Origin of the sequence: Streptodolium elevatio (assembly GCF_040649515.1) — a bacterium.
Classification (GTDB): Bacteria; Actinomycetota; Actinomycetes; order Streptomycetales; family Streptomycetaceae; genus Yinghuangia; species Yinghuangia elevatio.
In genome coordinates, this window is record NZ_JBEZFP010000026.1 from 45,466 (window position 1) to 62,041 (window position 16,576).

At 73.4% G+C, this 16,576-nt stretch carries 16 protein-coding genes; 9 read left to right on the top strand and 7 right to left on the bottom strand.

All coding sequences use genetic code 11. From position 1 onward, the window contains the following. Positions 1-131 precede the first annotated feature (131 nt). Entirely contained in the window at positions 132-947 is an 816-nt protein-coding gene (locus tag AB0C36_RS12945) for a DUF3027 domain-containing protein (RefSeq protein ID WP_358353100.1), read from the bottom strand. Between the two features lie 168 nt (positions 948-1,115). On the opposite strand from AB0C36_RS12945, the gene AB0C36_RS12950 reads away from it, so the two are divergent. Genes AB0C36_RS12950 through AB0C36_RS12965 form a run of 4 tightly spaced genes read left to right on the top strand, consistent with a single transcriptional unit; the run spans position 1,116 to position 4,707 of the window. Then, on the top strand, positions 1,116-2,702 hold the full coding sequence (locus AB0C36_RS12950; RefSeq protein ID WP_435839034.1) for an MFS transporter: 1,587 nt from the start codon (positions 1,116-1,118) through the stop codon (positions 2,700-2,702). A gap of 10 nt (positions 2,703-2,712) precedes the next feature. Continuing rightward, a complete protein-coding gene (locus AB0C36_RS12955) occupies positions 2,713-3,150 on the top strand; it encodes a hypothetical protein (protein WP_358353033.1) in 438 nt (145 codons plus the stop codon). Positions 3,151-3,160: 10 nt separating this feature from the next. Beyond that, on the top strand, positions 3,161-3,859 hold the full coding sequence (locus AB0C36_RS12960; RefSeq protein WP_358353035.1) for a futalosine hydrolase: 699 nt from the start codon (positions 3,161-3,163) through the stop codon (positions 3,857-3,859). After that, on the top strand, positions 3,856-4,707 hold the full coding sequence (locus AB0C36_RS12965) for a 1,4-dihydroxy-6-naphtoate synthase (RefSeq protein WP_358353037.1): 852 nt from the start codon (positions 3,856-3,858) through the stop codon (positions 4,705-4,707). The genes AB0C36_RS12960 and AB0C36_RS12965 overlap by 4 nt, the downstream gene beginning before the upstream one ends. Before the next feature lie 78 nt (positions 4,708-4,785). Here the strand turns inward: AB0C36_RS12965 and AB0C36_RS12970 are convergent, their stop codons facing one another. Further along, a complete protein-coding gene (locus AB0C36_RS12970) occupies positions 4,786-5,169 on the bottom strand; it encodes a cold-shock protein (protein ID WP_281475853.1) in 384 nt (127 codons plus the stop codon). A 185-nt stretch (positions 5,170-5,354) separates the two neighbouring features. Between AB0C36_RS12970 and AB0C36_RS12975 the strand changes: the two genes are divergently transcribed. Further along, positions 5,355-5,609 (top strand): hypothetical protein, encoded by a 255-nt coding sequence (locus AB0C36_RS12975; protein ID WP_358353040.1) that lies wholly within the window; start codon positions 5,355-5,357, stop codon positions 5,607-5,609. 176 nt (positions 5,610-5,785) lie between these two features. Further along, a complete protein-coding gene (locus AB0C36_RS12980) occupies positions 5,786-6,739 on the top strand; it encodes a ferredoxin family protein (protein ID WP_358353042.1) in 954 nt (317 codons plus the stop codon). Positions 6,740-6,775: 36 nt separating this feature from the next. Here the strand turns inward: AB0C36_RS12980 and AB0C36_RS12985 are convergent, their stop codons facing one another. Further along, the gene (locus AB0C36_RS12985; RefSeq protein ID WP_358353044.1) at positions 6,776-7,657 is read right to left on the bottom strand and encodes a hypothetical protein; all 882 of its coding nucleotides are present in this window, start codon (positions 7,655-7,657) and stop codon (positions 6,776-6,778) included. Positions 7,658-7,987: 330 nt separating this feature from the next. On the opposite strand from AB0C36_RS12985, the gene AB0C36_RS12990 reads away from it, so the two are divergent. Beyond that, positions 7,988-10,447 carry a helicase C-terminal domain-containing protein gene (locus AB0C36_RS12990; protein WP_358353103.1) on the top strand — a complete coding sequence of 820 codons (2,460 nt, stop codon included), beginning with the start codon at positions 7,988-7,990 and terminating at the stop codon, positions 10,445-10,447. 158 nt (positions 10,448-10,605) lie between these two features. On the opposite strand, the gene AB0C36_RS12995 is transcribed toward AB0C36_RS12990, so the two are convergent. Together AB0C36_RS12995 and AB0C36_RS13000 are read right to left on the bottom strand one after the other, a co-directional pair. Then, a complete protein-coding gene (locus AB0C36_RS12995) occupies positions 10,606-11,523 on the bottom strand; it encodes a hypothetical protein (protein ID WP_358353046.1) in 918 nt (305 codons plus the stop codon). Then, complete coding sequence (locus tag AB0C36_RS13000; protein WP_358353048.1) at positions 11,520-12,470, bottom strand: ABC transporter ATP-binding protein; 951 nt, start codon at positions 12,468-12,470, stop codon at positions 11,520-11,522. The genes AB0C36_RS12995 and AB0C36_RS13000 overlap by 4 nt, the downstream gene beginning before the upstream one ends. Positions 12,471-12,699: 229 nt before the next feature. Here AB0C36_RS13000 and AB0C36_RS13005 point away from each other — a divergent pair, with 229 nt between their 5' ends. Continuing rightward, a complete protein-coding gene (locus AB0C36_RS13005) occupies positions 12,700-14,349 on the top strand; it encodes a DNA repair helicase XPB (protein WP_358353049.1) in 1,650 nt (549 codons plus the stop codon). A 21-nt stretch (positions 14,350-14,370) separates the two neighbouring features. Here AB0C36_RS13005 and AB0C36_RS13010 read toward each other — a convergent pair whose 3' ends face one another. Beyond that, a complete protein-coding gene (locus AB0C36_RS13010) occupies positions 14,371-15,066 on the bottom strand; it encodes a winged helix-turn-helix transcriptional regulator (RefSeq protein ID WP_358353051.1) in 696 nt (231 codons plus the stop codon). Positions 15,067-15,327: 261 nt separating this feature from the next. On the opposite strand from AB0C36_RS13010, the gene AB0C36_RS13015 reads away from it, so the two are divergent. Continuing rightward, the gene (locus AB0C36_RS13015) at positions 15,328-16,179 is read left to right on the top strand and encodes a class I SAM-dependent methyltransferase (RefSeq protein WP_358353052.1); all 852 of its coding nucleotides are present in this window, start codon (positions 15,328-15,330) and stop codon (positions 16,177-16,179) included. Positions 16,180-16,263: 84 nt separating this feature from the next. On the opposite strand, the gene AB0C36_RS13020 is transcribed toward AB0C36_RS13015, so the two are convergent. Further along, entirely contained in the window at positions 16,264-16,473 is a 210-nt protein-coding gene (locus tag AB0C36_RS13020; protein ID WP_358353054.1) for a hypothetical protein, read from the bottom strand. Positions 16,474-16,576: the final 103 nt, after the last annotated feature.

Below are 16,576 nucleotides of genomic sequence, written 5' to 3' on the forward strand. Positions count from 1 at the left end.
GGGCGCCGAGGTGCCCAGGCGTCGGGCCCGGGGCGTTCAGGCCTTGGTTCGGGCAGGTGCAGGCGGATGCGAACGAACGCACACGGATGCGGGCGGGGGTTCGGTGGGGTTCGGGCCCGAACCCCACCGCCTCACGAATGGCCCAGGTCCTCCCCCGGTTCCGCGTCGTCGACCGAGCCCGCGTCGTGGTGGACGCGTACCGGTTCGACGTCGTAGTCGTCGACCACGGGGTCGGCGACCTGGGGGACGGCGGGCATGACGGCGGCCTCGGAGTGGCCTCCACAGCCGAAGCCGAGGGAGACCATGTGGCCGTCGGCGGGTGCGTACTCGTTCGCGCACACGCCGAAGGCCTGGCCGAGCGGACCGCCGATCTTGACCAGGAACCCGCACGACACGCAGTGGGCGGGCGCGGCCTGGGCCATCGGCGTGCGTACGCCGAAGTGCTCCTCCCAGCGGTCCGCGGCCAGGCCGAGGCCGAGCGGCGAGAGCACACGGGCACGGCCGAGGCCGAGCTCGTACGCCACCGCCGCCGGACCGAAGCCGACCGGCTCCTCCGCGGACACCGGGTCGACGTCCGCGTATCCGGGTTCGAGGCGCTCGTCGTCCTCCTTGGTCGGCAGCAGGTCGCCGACGCCGAGGTCGCCTGGGCGCAGGCGGTCGCTCCACGGCACCCACTCGGGGGCCAGCAGGGCATCAGGGCCGGGCACGAGCACCGTCTCGTCGACGGTGACCAGCTTGGCGCGTGGGGCTCGGGCGACGGTGACAGCCCACCGCCAGCCCTGGTACGCGTCCTCTCGGCACGCGAAGAGATGGGTGACGACGCGATCGCCGTCAACCGCCACTCCAAGATGCTCGCCGACCCTGCCCGGGCCAGCGACATCCTCGGCGGCGGCAAGGGCAAGTTCGACCGCCTCCGCACACAGGCGATCGGGGATTCGACTACGGATCGGGGCACTCACGAGAGTGATTCTCTCTCAACCACCGGGCGTGATGGCGAGGGCTACCCTCAAGAGGCACGGAATCCTGTACGGAGCGCGCAACCGGCGCGCCCCTTCGGCGTGTCACCAATACACGTATCCCCGGCGAAGAAGGGCAGGATTCAAGGGGTGGGAGCCTTGCGGACACGAAGTGAAATCAGAACCGGCACGGTACGGGTACGCGGCAGCAGCGCGACCGGCACCGGCCGGCTCCGCCGCGGCGTGTCCTGGTTCGGCGGGCTGCCGAAGTCGGTCGGCGGGCGGTTCCGGCGCGCGGCGGACTCGAAGGGCGCCAAGGAGAGCGGCCTCGGCAAGCTGATCGAGCTGCACGCGATCAACAACGCGGGTGACGCCCTCGTCACCATCGCGCTGGCGACCACGGTCTTCTTCTCGGTGCCGACCGGCGAGGCGCGCGACCGGGTGGCCCTCTACCTCCTGATCACGATGGCGCCGTTCGCGCTGATGGCCCCGGTGATCGGCCCGCTGCTGGACCGGCTGCGGCGCGGTCGGCGGGTCGCGATGGCCGTGACCATGCTCGTACGCGCGGTTCTGGCGTTCATGATGGCCGGGGCGGTGGAGAACGGCGGCCTGGAGCTGTACCCGGAGGCGTTCGCGGTCCTGATGACCTCGAAGGCGTACGGCGTGTCGCGCAGCGCGGTGGTGCCCCGGCTCCAGCCGCGCTCGATGTCGCTGGTGAAGGTGAACTCGCGGATCACGATGTTCGGCCTGGCCGGCACCCTGATCGCGGCCCCGGTCGCGGGGCTCCTCAAGGTGACCGCCGGCACCCCGTGGATCATGTACGCGGCGGTCGCCGTCTTCGTCTTCGGCGCCGGGCTGTCCTTCGCGCTGCCCGCCAAGGTCGACTCCCCCGAGGGCGAGGACAAGGCGACGTTCACGCGTGAGGCGCCGGGGGCCGACCACGAGAGCCACTTCCCGCACCCGCGCCGGGCCAGGAACGCCGCCAAGGCGGCGGAGGCCGAACCCGGGTCCACATATGCCTCCACAGCCGCGGCCCGAGCGGAGGCCAAAGCCGAGGCCAAGGCGGAAGCCAAAGCCGAGGCCGATTCCAAGGCCGCCGCGAAGACGGCGGCGAAGGCCACCGCGAAGACGACCCGGCGACTGCGCAGCGTGGGCCCGTCCGTCGTCCTGGCCCTGTGGGCGAACGCGTCGCTGCGCTGGTTCTCCGGCTTCCTGGTGATGTTCCTGGGCTTCCTGCTGCGCGAGGAACCGGTCGCGGGGCTCGACAACAAGCAGGCCCTCGGCGCGGTCGTGGTCGCGGCGGCGGTCGGCAACGCGATCGGCACGGGGCTCGGCGCGTGGTTCAAGTCGAAGGCGCCCGAGGCGATCATCGTCGGCGTGGTGCTGACCGCGGCGGGTTCCGCGGTGGCGGCGGCGACGTTCTACGGGCTGACCACGGTGCTCGCGGTCGCGGCCGTCGCGGGGCTCGCGCAGGCGCTCGGCAAGCTGTCCCTCGACGCGATGATCCAGCGCGACATCCCCGAGGAAGTGCGTACGTCCGCCTTCGCGCGCAGCGAGACCGCACTGCAACTGGCGTGGGTGGTCGGCGGCGGTGTCGGCATCGTGCTGCCGCTGAACGGCACGCTCGGCATGGGCATCGCGGCGGGCGTGCTGGTCCTGGCGCTGGTGCTGACCGGACGCAGGCTCACGACGCGCCGATCACGCCCGGCACGGTCCCCCGGCTTCCGGCTGCGCGGCGCCCGGTAACCTTCGGATCATGATGATCCGCCGCCATGCCGCCGTCGCGGGCGCAGTTGTCCTCGGGGCCTTCGCCCTGACGGGCTGTGAGAAGCCGACTCCCATCGTGACCCTGGTCAACGGCAGCGACTCCGTGGCCATCGAGGAGAGCTGCTCGAAGTCCGACCTGGCCGACGAAGCGAAGACCAGGGAGTGCAGCAAGGACAGCAAGGTCCTCAAGGTGACCACGGGCACCACGCTGCGCGTCGGCGTCGACAAGGAACTCGCGGACTCCGGCTGGAAGCTGCAGATCGGCGAGCGCGAGAGCGACGTCATCAAGGACAAGACGTTCCAGAACATGTACACCGTCCCCGAGGACGCGTTCGAGGACGAGAAGCAGATCCAGGTCGCGGTCGTCAAGGTCAACAAGGCGGGCGACTCGGTCGGCGCCTGGACCTTCGTGCTCGAGAAGAAGTAAGCCCCTCCCGGTGCGGATCCTCGTGGTCACCGCCGTCCCCGCCGAGCGCGACGCCGTGCTCGGCGGCGGCGCGGTGCCCGGTGTCGACGGGGTGCCCGACGCCGGTGCCGATGCCCGCGCGGTGTCCGGTGTCGATGCCGTGGCCGCCGGGGTCGGTCCCGCCGCCGCGGCCGCGGGTACGGCTGCCGCACTCGCGCGGACCGCCTACGACCTCGTCGTCAGCGCCGGCATCGGCGGCGGCTTCGCCGGGGCCGCGCCCGTCGGGTCGCTGGTCGTCGCGGACCGGATCCTCGCGGCCGACCTCGGCGCGGAGACCGCGGACGGGTTCCTGCCGATCGACGAACTCGGTTTCGGCACCGGCGTGTTCGACGTCGACCCCGACCTGGTCGAGCGCATCGCGAAGGCCGCACGGGGCACTGTCCTCGACGTCGCCGTCGGGGCCGTCCTGACCGTCTCGACGGTCACCGGCTCGGCCGCCCGTGCCGCCGAGCTGACCCGCCGTCACCCGCGGGCCGCCGCGGAGGCGATGGAAGGCTTCGGCGTCGCCACCGCCGCGCACGCGGCCGGCGTGCCCTTCTGCGAACTGCGCGCGATCTCCAACCCGGTGGGTCCCCGCGACCGCGACGCGTGGCGCATCCCCGACGCCCTGCGCGCGCTGGGCGTCGCGGCGGCCGCGATCCTGCCCGAACTGCGCGAGGAGCGAGCATGACAGCGACAACCCTGTCCATGGCGTACTCGCCGTGCCCCAACGACACGTTCACGTTCCACGCGTGGGCGCACGGGCTGGTGCCGGACGCGCCCGAGGTCGATGTCACGTACGCGGACATCGACATCACCAACGACCTTGCCAGGCGCGGCGGTCTGGACATCCTGAAGATCTCGTACGCCGCCCTGCCCTGGGTCCTCGACGAGTACGCCCTGCTGCCCTGCGGCGGCGCGCTCGGCCGCGGCTGCGGGCCGCTGGTGCTGGCCCGCGAGGCGCACGCGCCCGCCGACCTGGCGGGCCGCGTCGTGGCGGTGCCGAGCGAACGGTCCACCGCCTACCTGCTGTTCCGCCTGTGGGCGGCGCGGGCGATCCCGGGCGGGGCCGGCGAGATCCGGGTCATGCCGTTCCACGAGATCATGCCCGCGGTGCGCGACGGGGTGGTGGACGCGGGGCTGGTGATCCACGAGGCGCGGTTCACGTACCAGCAGTACGGGCTCGCCTGCCTCGCCGACATGGGTGAGGAGTGGGAGGCCGACACGGGTCTGGCGATCCCGCTGGGGGCGATCGTCGCCCGGCGCTCGCTGGACCTGCCGGCCCTGGCGGCCGCGGCGCGGGCGTCGGTGGAGCACGCGTGGGCGGACCCGGCGGCGTCGCGCGCGTACGTCCAGGAGCACGCGCAGGAGATGAGCCCGTCCGTGCAGGAGCGCCATATCGACCTGTACGTCAACGAGTTCACCCGCGACCTCGGCGACGAGGGCTACGCGGCGGTGCACGGCCTGCTGGGGCGCGCGGCAGACGCGGGGCTGGTCCCGGCCGTCCCCGCCCATCTGCTGGCGTTCCCGGGGCACTGAGGCCCGCGCTGCGGCCCCCGGCCCGGTTCGCGGGTCCGGGCGGCCGCGGGGCGGGCCTCGGCTCTTCGTCCTCGGGTCTCAGCTCTCTATCTGGTCCGCCACGGCGCGCAGCAGTTCGGCGACCTTGTGCGCGGTCGTCTTGTCCGGGTAGCGGCCCCGGCGCAGGGTGTTGGACACGCCGTCGAGCACCTTGATGACGTCCTCGACTATGACCGTCATCTCGTCGGGCTTCTTGCGCGTCGCGGCGACCACCGACGGACGCGGGTCCAGGACGCGTACGGACAGCGCCTGTTCACCCCGGCGGCCTTCGACGATGCCGAACTCGACCCGCATGCCGGGCTTGAGCGAGTCGACACCCTGCGGCAGCGCGGAGGAGTGGACGAAGACGTCGCCGCCGTCGTCGCGGGAGAGGAAGCCGAAGCCCTTCTCGGTGTCGAACCACTTGACCTTGCCGGTGGGCACGGAGGACCTCGCCTGTGTCGGGACGTCGCCATCTGGACGGTCGGGACCGGAGCAGAACAGGGTGATGCCGCGACGGGTAAGCGCATGACGCCCCCGTTCACCCACCCAGGCTAACGGTCGCGACCGACGCGGCACACGGGGATACCCGCGCGGGAACAGCCGCACGGGCCAAGTACCGTGGGGTGGTGAGCACCATCGATTCCTCCCGCACGGCGCCCCGCGAGGCGGGCCGCGCCGACACCGCGGTCCGCGTCGGCACGATCGTGTTCGCCGTCGGCGCCGTGGCCACCCTGGCGACCCTGACACCGTTCCTGATCGGCGCCGACGCGCTGCCCCGGGCGGTCTACCTGCTGAGCGTGCTGATGCCGCTCGGGCTCGCGGTCCTGATCGGCGGTGTCGTCGCGACGGCGCGCGGGCAGCGACGCAGCGTGCCCGACTGATCCGGCACGAGCCTCCGCGCGGTGCGACCCGGCGTGCGTCCGTGTGCCGCGCGGGTGACTTGTACGCTGGGCGCGCGCCTCCGGGAAGCCGCGCACGCCTCTTGTGCCTTCCCCGATCGACCCTCGCTCGGGGCTGTGACTTTGCGTAACGAATTAGGTTACCCTAACCTAATCTCGTGGCAGCCTTGAATCCTCCGGTGAGTCCGACCGCGCCCGCACGCGGCTCCGACCGATGCGCGGTGGTCGCCCGCGCGCTGGGCGAGTCGGTGCTCGGCAGCGCCCCCGAGACCTGCGACGCCTGGCTGCTGATCGAGCACCCCGGCCCGTGGCCCGCGTACGACGCACCCCCCGGGCTGTCCCCCGAGGTCACCGAGTTCCTCGACCGTCTCCCGGCGTACCGCATCCGCCCACAGCTCATCCGACGCCCCGGCGCCCGCCGCCCGGTGCCGCCGCACCAGGTGTACGTCTCGTTCTCCGGCGGCTCGGTCGGCGGCGAGCCGTGGACCGAGCAGCGCGAAGTGGCGGACCTGCGCGAGTTGTTCACCCTCGACCTGGGTGCGGTCTCGCGCGGCGAGCGGCCCGGCTGGGGCACCCCGCACGAGGAACCGGTGCTCCTGGTGTGCACGCACGGCAAGCGCGAGCCCTGCTGCGCGCAGTTCGGGCGGCCGACCGTGCGGGCTCTGCACGCGGCGTACGGCGACCCGGTGTGGGAGACCACCCACGTCGGCGGGGACCGCTACGCGGCCAACCTCGTCGCGCTGCCGCACGGCACGTACCACGGGCTCGTCACCGAGCCGGTCGCCGCCGAGGTCGGCGCGGCCTGCCTGCGCGGCGAGATCGACCTCGCGCACTACCGGGGCCGCATGGGCGTGCCCGCCGCCGTCCAGGCCGCGGAGTGGTTCGCCCGCAGCCACACCGGCGTCGTCGCGATCGGTGCGGTACGCCCGCTCGCGCACGTCGACCACGCCGACGGCGGTGCCACCGTCGACATCGACGCCGACGGGCAACTGCTCCAGATCACGGTGCGCACCGCACGTAGCGGCTGCTCGCGGCTCACCTCGTGCTCCCAGGGCACGGTCTCCGACCCGGACGAGTTCGTACTCGCGGAGCTACGCGAACTGACCGACTGAGCCCCGCAGTCCGGCGGGGGGCGCGCCGGCCCCCGGCTACTCGCCTGACTCCGCCTGCTTCCGCAGCAGCACCACCAGCAGGTACACCGCCGCGGCGGCGCCGAAGACGCGCGGCATCGTCGGGAGCAAGTCCTCGAAACGGTCCCATGCCTGACTGCGCGTCAGGTCCGTCCCGGCGCGATCGGTCGCCCGCAGCCACATCGCCGTGGCGAACCCCGCAACGGTCACGATCGGGATCGTGAAGCCCGCCATGCGCTTCTCGCCCAGCGTCCACAGGGCGGAAGTGAACGCGACCAGCAGCCCTATCACCACGACGACGGCCGACCCGACCATCGCCCCCACCACCAGCAGCACGATCGTGACCAGTTCGCGCACCGACGCGCGCAACGGCACGCGCTGCACCGGCTCGGGCCCGATGATCTCCTCGACGCCCTCCCACTGCGAGGCGCCGCCCGGGGCGATCCCGATCGGGTACGCCGGCCACCCGATCAGCCCGTCGCCCACCGGCGTGATCGGCGTCGCGCTCATCGCCTGCTCCTCGGAGCCGTCGCGCTGCGACGGCACGGGGCTGGCGTCGGGCCGGAACCCGATCTGCGCGGCGATGGTCGCGGTCCGCGAACCGCGCACGGCGGCCCCGCCGGACGCGTCCATCCCGGCACCCGCCTGCGCGGCGTGGCCCGAATACTCCGGAACGCGGAAGACCTCGTTGGCGACCACCGCATCCGGTGTGCCGAGCCGCGTCAGGATGCCCTTGACCGCCGCCGGGGTGTTGGCGTTGCCCCGCTCGCGCTCCTGGTCGATCTCACCGCGCAGCCTTTCGACCAGGCGTGCCCGGTCGGCGGGCCGCAGCTTGCGCTGCGCGGCGTCGCCGACTTCGCCCAGGTACTGGAGGACCAGACGGTCGCACTCGAAATCCATGCCCGGCCTTTCGCCCCCACGACGTGCCTGATTCATCCTGATGGACCAGCACTCCAGCTTAGAACCGCGTCCCGGTCCGAGGGATCCTTTCCCCCGATCGGGGGAACCGGAACACCACGACGCAGGAACACCACGACTCGGGAACGCCTGTTCGCCGACGAACCGACGAGCCGACGTCGCGTCGACCCGTCGTCCCGTCCGGCCCGGAGACCCGTCAACCCGTCCGACCCGTCGACCACGCGACGGCCCCTGAGCCCCGCAGCCCGCGGCGGTGGTGCCGCTCCGCAGGTCGGTGCGGCAGGGTGAGCGGCTAACGTTGTCGGGATGACCATGTCGACCCACAGACCCCCGGACAGACCCGCCGGTACGCCCGGCGGGAGCGCGCCGCCGCGCACGCTCGCCGAGGATCTGCGCGGGCGCGGCGACGACGAGATCGCGCTGCTGCTCCGCGCGCGGCCCGATCTGACCACGCCGGTGCCGGTCGACCTGACGCAGTTGGCGACCCGGGCGACCACGCGCGCATCGGTCGCGCGCGTTCTGGAGCGGTTGGACCGGTTCACCCTCCAGGTTGTGGACGCCGCGGTCGTGCTGCCGGACGGGTTCGCGTACGAGGCGCTGTGCGAGCTGGTCGGCGACGTGCCGCAGCTCGCGGCCGCGGTCGAGACCTTGCGCGTACGCGCCCTCCTGTGGGGGCCCACGTCGTCGCTGCGCGTCGTGCGCACCGTGCGCGACCTCGCCGGCACCGCACCGGCCGGGCTCGGCCCGCCGCTGGCCGTGGCGCTCGGCGCGACCGGTCCTTCGCGGTTGCAGGAGGTGCTGGCCGACCTCGGTCTGCCGCCCACCGCCGATGCGGTGGGCGCGATCGCCGCGATGGCCGGCATGTTCGGCGACCACAAGGCGGTCGCCGCCCTGCTGACCCAGGCGCCGCCCGCCGCGCTCGAAGTGCTCGACAAACTGGTGTGGGGACCGCCCACCGGCAGCGTGCGCGGCGCCGACCGGCCGGTGCGCGCCGACGAGGCCAACAGCCCGGTCGAGTGGCTGCTCGCTCGGGGGCTGCTCGTGCCCGCGGGCCCGCAGACCGTCGTCCTGCCGCGCGAACTCGCCCTCGTGCTGCGCGGCGGGCGCGTACACCGGGCCTTGGAGCCGACGCCGCCGGACATCGCGACGACGCCACGTGATCCACAGGCTGTGGACGCCGCGGCCGCGGGCGCCGCGTTCACCGCCGTGCGGCAGGTCGAGAAGCTGCTCGAACTGTGGAGCACCGGCGGGCCCCCCGTGCTGCGCGCCGGGGGCCTGGGCGTACGCGACCTCAAGCGCGTCGCCGCGGCCCTCGACGTCCCCGAGGCCGAGGCCGCGGTGTGGCTGGAGTTGGCGTACGCGACCGGTCTGGTCGCGGGCGACGGCGAACCCGACGAGCAGTGGCTGCCGACTCCCGCCTACGACGTGTGGCGGGCCCGGCCCGTGGCGGAGCGCTGGGCGGCCCTGGCCGGCGTCTGGCTGGAGACCACGCGCGTGCCCGGCCTGGTCGGCACGCGCGACGACAAGGACAGGCCGGTCAACGCCCTGGGTCCGGGCATCGACCGCACCACCGCCCCCGAGGTGCGCCACGCGCTGCTCGGCCGTCTGGCCGACCTGCCGCCCGGCACCTCCGCACCCGCCGCCGACCTGCTCGCCGACCTGGCCTGGCACCGCCCGGTCCGTACCGCGCGGCTGCGCTCCGAACTCGCCGACCGCACGCTGGTCGAGGCCGAGTTGCTGGGGGTCACCGGGCGCGGCGCCATCGGCGGCGCGGGCCGCGCCCTGCTGAACGGCGAGCTGAACACCGCGGCCGAGGCGCTCGCGCCGCTGCTCCCGGTTCCGCTGGACCACGTGCTGCTCCAGGCCGACCTGACCGCCGTCGCGCCCGGCCCGCTCGTGGTCGAACTCGCCCAGGAACTGCACATGGCAGCCGACATCGAGTCGACCGGCGGCGCCACCGTGTACCGGTTCAGCGAGCCGTCCATCCGCCGCGCGCTCGACTCCGGGCGGACCGCCGCCGACCTGCACCGGTTGTTCGCGACGCATTCGCGTACGCCGGTACCGCAGCCGCTCACCTACCTCGTGGACGACATCGCGCGGCGGCACGGACGCCTGCGGGTGGGTGCCGCATCGGCGTACCTGCGCTGCGACGACGAGTCGGTGCTGAGCGAACTGCTCGCCGACCGCCGCGCCACCGGGCTGCGCATGCGGCGTCTCGCCCCGACCGTGCTGGCCGCCGAGGGCGCTCCCGACGCGGTCCTGTCGGCCCTGCGCACCCTCGGGTACGCGCCGATGGCCGAGTCCGCGACCGGCGACGTCGTGGTGACGCGGCCCGACGCCCGGCGTACGCCGCCCAGGTCGCTGCCGCCGCGCGTGACCGGCGAGCCGCCCGCCCCGAGTGCGAGCCTGATCTCCGCCGCGGTGAGCACGATCCGGGCCGGGGACCGCGCGGCGGTCAGCCGCCCGCGAGGCCTCGGCAACGGCGAGGCGCCCGCCGAACTGCCGCGCACCTCCGCCGCCGAGACGCTGCTCGCGCTGCAGTCGGCGCTGGCGGACCGGCGGCCGGTGTGGATCGGCTACGTCACGCGCGAGGGCCGGGCCACGCAGCGCATCATCGTGCCGCTCGGCCTTGAGGGCGGGTACGTCACGGCGCAGGAGCACACCGCCGGGGAGCTGCACACCTACCCGCTGCACCGCATCACCGGCGTCGAAGCCGTCGACGTCGCGGATGCCGCCGCCGACACGGAAACCGGCGCGGACACCGCCAAGTAGTCACCGCGACGCCGCCACCAGTGAGCGGCAATCGCGGCGCCGCCGCCGCTGAGCGTTAGTCGCCCACGCCGTCACGCCGTCACGCCGTCACCGCCGAACGACAACCGTCGACCGGCGCCCCCACAGCCACGTGCCGGGCGGTCCGCCCGGCACGCACGTCACATCTCGCGGCGGCCGACCCGCCACACCGCGAGGGACAGCATCGTCAGCGTGACCAGCACCGCCACGATCGCCGGCCGTACGAACTCGCCCGGCGAGGCGTTCTCCAGGAGTTCGACCCCCGCGCCGCCCAGCGACGACGGCTCCCAGTCGCGCATCGGCTTCCACAGCCGCGGCAGGGGCGACAGCACGAGTGCCACGAGCGCGGCGCCGAACAGCGCCACGGGCCGCCGCAGGAACGCCGAGGCGCCCGCGACCAGGCCCAGCGCCATGAGCAGGTAGAGCGTGTTGAACAACGCGCCGTACAGGATCCGGTCGGTCGGCACCGGCCCCCAGAGCCAGCGCAGTTCGGCCCACACGATGCCCGTGGCCACCGTGTTCGCGATGCAGACGGCCGCCGCGCACACCGTCCAGCGCGGCACGACCAGGTCCCACGCCTGGCGGGTCCGGGTGCGGTAGAACGCGGCGAGTCCGGGGCGGTGGTCGACGGCGAGCGCCGCCGCGGCGATGCCGAGCGCGACGAACAGGCCGATCTGCCCGGACGCCGAGACGTACGCGGCCATGCCCTCGGGCGCGCCCATGTCGTCCGGCGGGTTGGCCCCGTCCGCGCCCAGTACTTCCAGGATGCGGTCCAGGTGCCGCACCACGAGCGGCCCCGCCGCGCCGAGCAGCGGGAAGGCGATGAGCAGGAGCAGCCAGCGGCGGGTGCGCGTGACGCGGAGGACTTCGAGGCGCCACAGGCCCAGCGGCCGACGTACGCGCGGCCTCGCGGCCTCTGCCGTACGTGCGGGTCCGCGCGCCTGCCCGGGGGCCGGCCCATGGGCCTGTCCGCGCGCCTGCTCGGCGACCGCCTTGGCCGCGGCTCTGGTCCCGGCGCGTCCGGCCGCGCTCAGCCGGCTCACGCTGCGCTCGCTCATCGGGCCGCACCGGTGATCGACAGGAAGGCGCTCTCCAGGTCCGACTCCTCGGGCCCGACCGAGATGACGCGCGCGGCGCTGCGGTCCAGCACGCCGAGGATGTTGCGCTCGCCCTCGTCGACCGTGCGGGCCTGCACGCGGACCAGGCCGGGGCGTACCGACGACACCCGCACGACCCAGTCCTCGGCCGCGAACGTGCGGCACAGCGCGGCACCGTCGTCGCGCAGCCGGATCAGCCACGTCGGCCGCATGTGCTCGGCGACCAGCTCGGCCACCGGGCCCTGGTAGATGAGGCGGCCCGCGCGCAGCACGCCGACCTGGTCGCACACGCGCTGCACGTCGGCCAGGATGTGGCTGGAGAAGACGACCGTGGTCCGGCCGCGCATGCCGGCGACCAGGTCCAGGACCTCGGCACGGCCGCGCGGGTCGAGGGCCGACGTCGGCTCGTCGAGGATCATCAGGTCCGGCTCGGCGACCAGCGCGGCGGCCAGGCCGAGGCGCTGCGTCATGCCGCGCGAGAACGACCCGGCCTTGCGGTCCGCGGCCTCGACGAGCCCCGTGCGGTGCAGCGCGGTCTTGACGCACTCCGGGCGCAGGTCCGGGTTGACCAGCCGTCCGGCCAATTCGACCACTTCGGCGGCGCTCAGCCAGGGTTCGAACTCGGGGACGTCGGTGCACACCGCCACCCGGTCCTGCGGGACCCCGAAGTCCACCTCGCCCGCGTCGGCCCGCCGCATGCCGCTGATGAGCGAGAGCAGCGTCGTCTTCCCCGCGCCGTTCGGCCCGACCAGGCCGTAGACGCTCCCCCGGGGCACGGCGAGGCCGACACCGAACACGCCGGTGCCGCGACCGTAGTCGCGCGTCAGCCCGTGCGTACGCAGCGCAGGGCCGGACTCGGAAGCCGCGGGGGCACCGGGGACACCCGGCAGCGGCGGAAAAATGGCCATTGAATATCAGGGTAGGAGCGCCGGACCGAACCGTGGTTCCTCCTCAAGGAGGGGTCTTGCGCTCATCCCTGCGCAGTACGGTTCCGTAGGGCTGCTTCCCCGGGTGAATATCGGCGATGCGGAGCGGTTTTCGGCCGGTTGGTCCGGGCGGGCGCAGCCGACCGGAACACAGTGGTCCCCGGGGTGGTTCACACTGGGAGTCCCCCATTCGCCGTAAGAGAGGCCCCGCGTGGCAGAGCCGACAACCGGCCCGCTCATCGTGCAGTCCGACAAGACGCTCCTGTTGGAGATCGACCACGAGGCCGCGGCCGACTGCCGCCGGGCCATCGCGCCGTTCGCCGAACTGGAGCGCGCGCCGGAGCACGTGCACACGTACCGCCTCACGCCGCTGGGGCTGTGGAATGCCCGCGCGGCCGGGCACGACGCCGAGCAGGTCGTCGACGTGCTGCTGCGCTACTCGCGCTACCCGGTGCCGCACGCGCTGCTGGTCGACGTCGCCGAGACCATGGGCAGGTACGGCCGCCTCACCCTCGCCAAGCACCCCGTGCACGGCCTGGTGCTGACCACGACCGACCGGGCGGTGCTCGAAGAGGTCCTGCGCAGCAAGAAGATGGCCCCGCTGGTCGGGAACCGGGTCGACGCGGACAGCGTCGCGGTGCACCCGTCCGAGCGCGGGCAGATCAAGCAGGTGCTGCTCAAGCTGGGCTGGCCCGCCGAGGACCTGGCCGGGTACGTCGACGGCGAGGCGCACCCGATCGAGCTCGCCGAGGACGGCTGGACGCTGCGGCCGTACCAGAAGGAGGCCGTCGAGGGCTTCTGGCACGGCGGCTCCGGCGTGGTCGTGCTGCCCTGCGGCGCCGGCAAGACGCTGGTCGGCGCGGCGGCGATGGCCACTGCGAAGGCGACCACGCTGATCCTGGTGACCAACACGGTCTCGGCGCGGCAGTGGAAGTCCGAGCTGGTCAAGCGCACCTCGCTGACCGAGGACGAGATCGGCGAGTACAGCGGCACGCGCAAGGAGATCCGGCCGGTCACGATCGCGACGTACCAGGTGGTCACGACGCGGCGGAAGGGCGTCTACCCGCACCTGGAGCTGTTCGACTCCCGCGACTGGGGCCTCATCGTGTACGACGAGGTCCACCTGCTGCCCGCCCCCATCTTCCGGTTCACCGCGGACCTCCAGGCGCGCCGCCGACTCGGCCTGACCGCGACGCTCGTACGCGAGGACGGCCGTGAGGGCGACGTGTTCTCGCTCATCGGCCCCAAGCGCTACGACGCGCCGTGGAAGGAGATCGAGAACCAGGGCTACATCGCCCCGGCGGACTGCGTCGAGGTGCGGGTCACGCTGACGGACGCCGAGCGGCTCGCGTACGCGACGGCCGAACCGGAGGAGCGCTACCGCTTCTGCGCGACGACCGAGACCAAGACGCGGGTCACCAGCGAGCTGGTGGCCCGGCACGCGGGCGAGCAGACGCTCGTGATCGGCCAGTACATCGACCAGCTCGACGAGCTGGGCGAGCGGCTGGACGCGCCGGTGATCAAGGGCGAGACGCGCAACACCGAGCGGGAGCGGCTGTTCGAGGCGTTCCGGCAGGGCGAGGTCTCGGTCCTGGTGGTCAGCAAGGTCGCGAACTTCTCGATCGACCTGCCGGAGGCGGCGGTGGCGATCCAGGTGTCCGGGTCGTTCGGGTCGCGGCAGGAGGAGGCCCAGCGCCTCGGCCGGGTGCTGCGGCCCAAGGCGGACGGCCGGGCGGCGCGGTTCTACTCGGTGGTGGCGCGCGACACGATCGACCAGGAGTTCGCGGCGCACCGGCAGCGTTTCCTGGCGGAGCAGGGGTACGCGTACCAGATCGTCGACGCGGACGACCTGCGGTCGTAGTGCTCGCCGGCGGTTCCCCGCTCAGGCCGGGCGGGGCACCGCGGCGAATCCCGGGAGGGTGAACCAGCCGGGCAGCCCGCGGCGCATGTCCTCGGGGCCGTGCACGTCGATGTCGCCGGCGCGCAGCGCATCCGCCCAGCGCAGGTCGCCGCGCCAGATCTCGACCAGGCGGCGCAGGCCGGACGTCACGGTCACGTCGACCTCGAAGCCGGGGTCGGCGTCGCACAGGTCCGCGTCGGCGGCGCCGGGGTCGCCGGCGCTGATGACCAGCCACCAGTCGCGGGCGCGCGCGGGGACGTCCGGGAACCGGAAGCGCACGACGGTGCGGCGGCCGGCGGGGACGGCGTCGCCGTCGACGCTGCGGCGCATGTCCCAGAGCAGGAGCTTGGGGTCGAGGTCGGCATCGCCCAGTTCGCCGATCCAGCGGACCCCCCAGATGCTCAACGCCTCAACCACCGGGCGGAGTTCGTGGCCGGCGGGGGTGAGGACGTACCGCACGTCGGTGCCGTCGACGACACGCTCCACGATGCCGGCGCGGGTCAGGTGGGTCAGGCGCTTGGACAGCAACGTCGGTGACATGCGCGGCACTCCGCGGCGCACCTCGTTGAACCGCTCGCTGCCGGCGCACAGTTCGCGCACGATCAGGAGCGTCCAGCGCTCGTCGAGCAGCTCCATGGCCTTGGCGACGGGGCAGAACTGATAGTACGAAGCGCCCATGGTGGCGAGCGTACGGCTACGCCGCGGGCGGGCGCAGCGCCTTTGCCCGACGGGCGGTACAGATCCTGTACTAGGCGGCCGGGGGCGTGCCTTCTAGCTTGGATTGCCTGAGGCCGCGGTGAACTGCCGCAGGGCACTGCCGAGTTGGCGCCTGCCGTTCGAACCGGACGGGGGTGCCGTGCCACACGAGGAGTGCGGGGCGGGCCCGAGCGACTTCGCGCGGCGAGGAGTCACACGTTCCCTGGGGGGAAGGTACCCAACATGAAAGAAACCGACATTTCGGGCAGCGATGCGGCGCGAGAAGCCGATCGCGCCCTCAAAGCCAAGCATCGCGCCATGTGGGCGCTCGGCGACTACCCGGCCGTCGCCACCGAGGTCATCGCCGAACTCGGCCCCGAGCTGGCCGCGGCCGCCGGAGCGGCGCCCGGCATCCGGGTGCTCGACGTGGCGGCCGGATCCGGCAACGCCGCGACAGCCGCGGCGCTCGCCGGTGCCGAGGTCGTGGCGTCCGACCTGACGCCGGAACTGCTGGAGGTCGGGCGGAGCCAGGCCGAGGCGGCGGGCGCCAAACTGGAGTGGCGGCAGGCGGACGCCGAGGACATGCCGTTCGGAGACGCCGAGTTCGACGCCGTCATGTCGTGCGTCGGCGTGATGTTCGCGCCGCACCACCAGGCGACCGCCGACGAGCTGGTACGCGTGTGCAAGCCGGGAGGCCGCATCGCGCTGACCAACTGGACCCCGCAGGGGTTCATCGGGCAGATGTTCGCCACGATGAAGCCGTACGCCGCCCCGCCGCCGCCCGGCGCGCAGCCGCCGCCGCTGTGGGGCGACCCGGACCACGTACGGGCGCTGCTCGGCGACCGGGTCGAGGACTTCAGCGCGGAGCGGCGGCAACTGGCGGTCGGCCACTTCGGCGGGCCGGAGGAGTTCCGCGACTACTTCAAAGCCAACTACGGGCCGACGATCGCGGTGTACCGCAACATCGCCGACGATCCGGAGAAGGTCGCGGCGCTCGACCAGGCACTCGCCGAACTCCCGGAAAAGTTCCGGCTCGACGGGGACTCGCCGGTGTTGACCTGGGAGTACTTGCTCGTCACGGCCCGACGGCGCTGAGGCGCGGCGGGGCCGAGGCAACCCGGAACACGATCAATGGCCGCCCCGGATCGGGGTGGCCATTGGGACTGCGGCGAGGGCCGGTCAGTCGATGCCGTGCTTGCCGAGCAGGACGACCTTTGCGGTGGTGACCGCGAAGATGCCGATGCCGCGGGCGGTGCCCGCGGCGATGCGGCCGGTCCTGGCGAGCGCGCCGGGGCGGGGGTCGGGGGTGGTGCGGACGGCCGGGGCCACGCCGCGGGCGGCGGGGACCCGGGCGGTCTGCCGGGTCGGGGTGCGGAGTGTGGTTGCCATGTCGTCAACGCTAAGTTTTCCGACATAAGGGGCGCGTCCGTACCGGGTCGCGTCCCCGGGTAGCCCGCGGGGATGACAGGGTCCCGACCGCCTCGGGGTGAAA

Bases quoted from the DNA above. Each gene is read 5' to 3' on its own strand.
- AB0C36_RS12965 (WP_358353037.1), top strand. From the start codon at position 3,856: ATGACAGCGACAACCCTGTCCATGGCGTACTCGCCGTGCCCCAACGAC.
- AB0C36_RS12955 (WP_358353033.1), top strand. From the start codon at position 2,713: ATGATGATCCGCCGCCATGCCGCCGTCGCGGGCGCAGTTGTCCTCGGG.
- AB0C36_RS13020 (WP_358353054.1), bottom strand. From the start codon at position 16,473: ATGGCAACCACACTCCGCACCCCGACCCGGCAGACCGCCCGGGTCCCC.
- AB0C36_RS13000 (WP_358353048.1), bottom strand. From the start codon at position 12,470: ATGGCCATTTTTCCGCCGCTGCCGGGTGTCCCCGGTGCCCCCGCGGCT.
- AB0C36_RS12985 (WP_358353044.1), bottom strand. From the start codon at position 7,657: ATGGATTTCGAGTGCGACCGTCTGGTCCTCCAGTACCTGGGCGAAGTC.
- AB0C36_RS13015 (WP_358353052.1), top strand. From the start codon at position 15,328: ATGAAAGAAACCGACATTTCGGGCAGCGATGCGGCGCGAGAAGCCGAT.
- AB0C36_RS13010 (WP_358353051.1), bottom strand. From the start codon at position 15,066: ATGGGCGCTTCGTACTATCAGTTCTGCCCCGTCGCCAAGGCCATGGAG.
- AB0C36_RS12990 (WP_358353103.1), top strand. From the start codon at position 7,988: ATGTCGACCCACAGACCCCCGGACAGACCCGCCGGTACGCCCGGCGGG.
- AB0C36_RS12995 (WP_358353046.1), bottom strand. From the start codon at position 11,523: ATGAGCGAGCGCAGCGTGAGCCGGCTGAGCGCGGCCGGACGCGCCGGG.